A 4,849-nucleotide genomic window follows, 5' to 3' on the forward strand; every position below is an offset into this window, starting at 1 on the left:
AGCTGCGGGGGCGTCGCCGGCCGAGAGGACGGGGGCACGGTCCTCGGCGCGGGGGTTCTGTCCGGTTCGGCGGCCGGCTCCTCCCGCCCGGCGTCCCCGGGGGCGTCGTCGCCCGTCGGGGCGGGCGAGCCCTCGTCCGGGGCGGGAGTGCTCGGCTCGCTCGTTCCCGCGTCGTCTCCGGACGCGACGACAGTCGGCGGCGCGAGTGCGGCCTGGGATCCGGCGGTCGCGAGTTCCCCCGCGGCGAACGCAGCCGGCCCCGGGTCCGCCGAGATGCCGGCGGAGGGCACGGCGGCGGAGGGCACGGCGGGGGACGGAACAGCGGCGGCGGACGGGACCCCGGCGGGCGGTGTCACGGCCGGTCGGGGTCTCGGTATGAGCGGGAACGTGGGAGCGACTTGAGCGGCAGGAGTGGCAGCTTGAGTGGCAGGAGTGGCAGTAGGTGCGGAGGCGGGCTCGTCGGCGCCGGGCCGGTCGGCACCGGCGTCCTGACGGGTCCGCTCGGGCAGCGGTCCCCAGGCGTCGGCGTCGACGGTCGACGTCGCCCACTGCTCGTATGGATCTCGGTCGGGTGGGAACGTCTCGGGGTCGGGCGTGTGGCGGGTCAGACCCACCGCCGCCACGAGCACGAGTACTAGTCCCCCCAGAATCAGCACCGGCGTCAGCATCGCCGTCCTTCCCCCCCGAACAGGTCACCGCGGGCCTGCCTCCCGGCCTGGTAATCAAGGGCGGGAAGGCCCGAACGGTCCCGCATTCTTGTCATGCGCGGGCAAGTGACAACGTACGGGTGACCAGCCCGGACGGGGCCCATATCGATGACACGCAGCGAGGTAGCCGGTTCGGGTGGTAAGGCTGCTCAAGTGGTGCCACAGCCACCGGTCCAGAGCGGGCTGGACCGGTACATTACGGGCCATTGACGCCAACGTGCCCGGCCCGGATGATCATCCTCAGCCGGTCGGTTCCGGGCGCAGCCGCGGTCTGGGTGCAGGCGCCCGCGACGGCAGTGCGACCGGGACGCGACCGCTGCACCGCCCCGCGCCGGCCGCTGCCGGCCGGGGCCGCACCCACTGATCGCCCGCACCGCCCGTGCCCCTCTTCGTCCCGCTCGCGCTGCTCGCTGCGTTCCTGTTGGCGTCATCGGCCGCCCTCCAGCAGCGCGCCGCGGGCCGCAGCCGGTTCGCCGCCCGCGACGACCACGACCTGGCCGTGCCCGGATTCGGGCACCTGCTCGACCTCGTCCGCGAGCCGTTATGGCTGGTGGGCTGGCTGACGAACCTGGCCGGCTTCCTCACTCAGGCCCTGGCACTGCACCTCGGATCGCTCGCCGAGGTGCAGCCGCTCATGGTCACCCAGCTACTGTTCGCACTCCCCCTCGGGCTGGTGGGCACCCGCCTGCGGATGGCCACCACGGCCTGGTGGGCCATCGCGGCGATCTGTGCCGGGCTCGCGCTGCTGCTCGGCGTGCAGGATCGGCTACCGACGCGCCCGCCGCTTGACCAGGAGCGCCTCGTGTTGGCGATCATCGCCATCGTTGCGCTGGCCGCGGCGCTGGTCGCCGCATCGCGCGGGCGGCGGCCAACGGCGCGGGCAACACTGTTCGGCGTCGCCGCCGGATTGTTCTTCGCGTTGAGCGCGCTGCTGCTCAAGCAGGCGACCGACGAAACCCTCGACAACGGGTTCGACGCAACAGTGACGCACTGGTTCGCCTATGCCCTCTGCGGGGTGACACTGACGAGCCTGTGTCTAGGTCAGATGGCCTATGCGGTCGGTCCGCTGACCGCCGCGGTCACCGCCATGAACATCACGAACCCGACCGCCGCCTACGCGCTCGGCGTCCTGGTCTTCGGGGTCCCCGCTCCGAGGGGGTCCGGGGTCATCGCGGGCGTCGCGGTTTCCGCCGTCCTCGTCGTGGGTGGGGTGTTCCTGCTCTCCCGGGCAAGCGCCCTGCCCCGCCCGCGGCGACCGCCGGCGCCGTAGCGCCGCGTTCCGGGCCGAGCCGTCAGCGGTTGCCGAACAGGCCGCCCATGCCGCCGCCGCCGAAACCACCGAAACCACCGCCGCCGAAACCACCGCCCGGGCCGCCTTGGCCGCCCTGGCCGTGCTGGCCGCCGAGCTGGTTGCCGGCGAAGCCGCCCTGGCCGAGGCCGAAGTGACCGGCCGCGCCGGCACCGGCCAGCGCGTTGTACGGGGGCAGCAGCTCACAGGGCTGCACGATGACGAAGCCCTCGCCGCTGAACTGCATCTGCCAACTCTCGCCGGTGTTGCCGCGCGGCCGCCACACCGCCGAGGACGTCACCGCCGCCTGCATCGACACCTGCAGGTTCGTCGACCAGCCGACGACGGCGTCCGCGTCGGCGAAGTAGTAGTTCTGATGGGTGACGTGCATGACCAGCGGCGCGCCCGATGTGCAGACCGCGACCTTGCCGTTGCCACGCAGCTCCACCTGGTAGGAGCCGACGCCGGCGATGCCGACCTGGCTGTCGACCCGGACCAGGTCCCAGTTCAGGTCGGAGTTGAAGGCGAGGACGTTCTTGCCGTCGACGGTCAGCCCGTCGCCGGCCAGGTCGAGGATGTGGATGTCCTGGGCCTGGTTGGCGAGGAAGACCGAGCCGGAGCCGGACACCTGCATGAGGTTCAGGCCTTCGCCGCCGCTGAAGAAGCTGCGGAACTGCCCTCCCCAGCCCTCCCAGTGCGCGTCGAAGTTCGCGGCGCCCTGGTAGGCGACCATCGCGCCCTTGCGGGCGTAGAACTCACGCATCCCACGGGCGCCGAGGGTCGCGCGCAGCATCTTGCTGTTCTGCAGGGAGAACGGCTCGTCGGAGGGCCGTTCGGGATTGTCGAGCAGGCTGCTGCGAATCCCACCGGCCGGACCACCCGGACCACCCGGACCACCGGGATGGCCCCCGCCGGGGCCACCGGGATAGCCACCGGGCGCACCGGGTCCACCCGGATACCCGGGACCGGGCTGACCAGGTGCCGGCGGGTAACCCTGGCCCGGATACCCGGGACCGGGCTGACCGGGCGCGGGCGGATATCCCTGGGGCGGATACCCGGGACCGGGTTGACCAGGCGCGGGCGGATATCCCTGGCCGGGACCGCCGGGACCCGGCGGGTAGCCGCCGCCCGGGCCCGGATAGCCCGGACCCGGATAGCCCGGACCGGGAGGTGGGTAGCCGGGACCGCCCGGATGACCGCCGTACGCCCCGCCCTGCGTCATGTCGCAGTCCTCTCCGCCGTCCGCCGCGCCCGGCGCACGCCGCCGCTGCTCATCCCGTCAACGAACCGCCCGCCGCACACGAGCCGCCCGCCGCCACTGGATCCCATCTCGGGTCAGCCCCGCAGCGACATGTTCGGCCGCTCGTCCTCGCTCGGCTGCACGACCACGAAGCCCTGCCCGGAGAAGCCGAGCTGGAAGGCCTCGCCGGAGCCGCGCCCGATCAGGCCGCCGAGGCGCGCGGTGCGCCGGGGCTCGACGTGCAGGCCGTCGGTGTAGGCGACGAGGGCGTCGGTGTCGACGAACGTCGGCGCCTCCCGGGTGTCGAGCACGATCGGGTTGCCCTTCGCGGTCAGGGCGACCCAACCCTGGCCACGCAGCACCACGTTGAACATCCCCATCCCGGACAGCATCGTGACGCCGCGGACGCGTTCGATCTTCCATTCCAGCGCCGCGTCGAAGGCCAGAATGTTCTTGCCGTTGACGGACAGGCCCTCGCCGGCGAGCTGGGCGACGATGATCTCCTTGCCGTAGTCGGCGAGGTAGAGCAGGCCCTGACCGGTCGCCGTCATCAGCGGCACACCCTCACCGGTCGCCCAGGACGACGCGATCCGACCGAGCTGCGGCGGCTGCGGGTTGAAGTCGATCAGCCCCTCGTAGGCGATCATGGACCCGACCCGGGCGAACAGGTCCTGGCCGGGGTTCATGACCACTTTGACGATTTTGGAGCCGTGCTTGCTCATCCGCTCGAAGACGGGCGTCGGCCCGTAATGCTGGATCAGGCTGCCCTGCACGGCCTGCTCCCTTCCGCCGGCGGGCGACCCGCCGGGCACAGTCCCGCGATCGTCGCCATGCTCAGACCTCGTACGGCTGGACGACGACGAAATGACCGGCGAATCCCATGAACTGCAGGGCCAGGGCCTCCCCGCTGCTGCCCGCGTAGATCTGCCGGGAGATCCGTACCTGCGTCGAGACGCTGACCCGCATCCCGGTCGTCCACGCGACCAGCGCGTTCATGTCCGCGAACGTCGGACCCTGCACGGGCAGGGTCATCGGCGACCCCTTGGTCATGACGACCACCGAGCCCGGCCCGGAGACCTCGAAGTGGAACAGGCCGCCGCCGGGGATGCCGGCGCTCTCGATCCGGCGCACCTCGGTACGCACGGTCGCATCCATCGCCAGCAGGTTCTTCGCGTTGATGCACAGCGACGAGTTGCCGAGCTCGACGATGTGCAGGTCCGCGGCGTCCTGGGCGAGGAACACCTCGCCGGAGCCCTTGCAGGTCATGAGCTTCAGGCTCTGGCCGGTCAGCTTGCCCTCGATGAGGCCGCGCAGCCCGCCGCCCTTGTAGTCGAACTCGACGTTGCCCTGGTAGGCCACCATCGCCCCGCGCAGCGCCAGCGCGTCCGGGCCGAGGGTGACCTTGACCAGCTTGCCGTTCTGCTGGGTCCAGCGCCCGGCCGTCGGCACCTCCCGGTACGGGGCGAGGCTGTTCATCGCCCCCGGCGGGGTCGGCTGGACCTGCGACGGCAGCGGCTCGGGACCGCCGAAGGCGCCCGGCTGACCCGGCACGGGTTGGCCGCCGTAGGCCGGTGCGGGCGGCTGACCCCCGCCGTAGGCCGGGGCGGGCTGGCC

4 protein-coding genes and 1 pseudogene are annotated in these 4,849 nt (G+C 72.3%); 1 reads left to right on the forward strand and 4 read right to left on the reverse strand.

Translation table 11 applies throughout. The features are described 5' to 3' along the window. Nucleotides 1–668 (reverse strand): annotated as a pseudogene (locus ND748_RS25295) (hypothetical protein); the annotation flags it as partial. A gap of 418 nt (nucleotides 669–1,086) precedes the next feature. On the opposite strand from ND748_RS25295, the gene ND748_RS25300 reads away from it, so the two are divergent. Continuing rightward, entirely contained in the window at nucleotides 1,087–1,977 is an 891-nt protein-coding gene (locus ND748_RS25300; protein ID WP_251748538.1) for a DMT family transporter, read from the forward strand. A 22-nt stretch (nucleotides 1,978–1,999) separates the two neighbouring features. On the opposite strand, the gene ND748_RS25305 is transcribed toward ND748_RS25300, so the two are convergent. The 3 genes from ND748_RS25305 to ND748_RS25315 all read right to left on the reverse strand — a co-directional run. Then, the gene (locus ND748_RS25305; protein WP_251748540.1) at nucleotides 2,000–3,217 is read right to left on the reverse strand and encodes an AIM24 family protein; all 1,218 of its coding nucleotides are present in this window, start codon (nucleotides 3,215–3,217) and stop codon (nucleotides 2,000–2,002) included. Nucleotides 3,218–3,330: 113 nt separating this feature from the next. Further along, nucleotides 3,331–4,008 carry an AIM24 family protein gene (locus ND748_RS25310; protein WP_251748542.1) on the reverse strand — a complete coding sequence of 226 codons (678 nt, stop codon included), beginning with the start codon at nucleotides 4,006–4,008 and terminating at the stop codon, nucleotides 3,331–3,333. Nucleotides 4,009–4,069: 61 nt separating this feature from the next. Continuing rightward, nucleotides 4,070–4,849, reverse strand: a 780-nt coding sequence (locus tag ND748_RS25315) for an AIM24 family protein (protein WP_251748544.1), incomplete at its 5' end; no start/stop codon positions are given.

The sequence above is a fragment of the Frankia sp. AiPs1 genome (assembly GCF_023716945.1).
Taxonomy (GTDB): Bacteria; Actinomycetota; Actinomycetes; order Frankiales; family Frankiaceae; genus Frankia.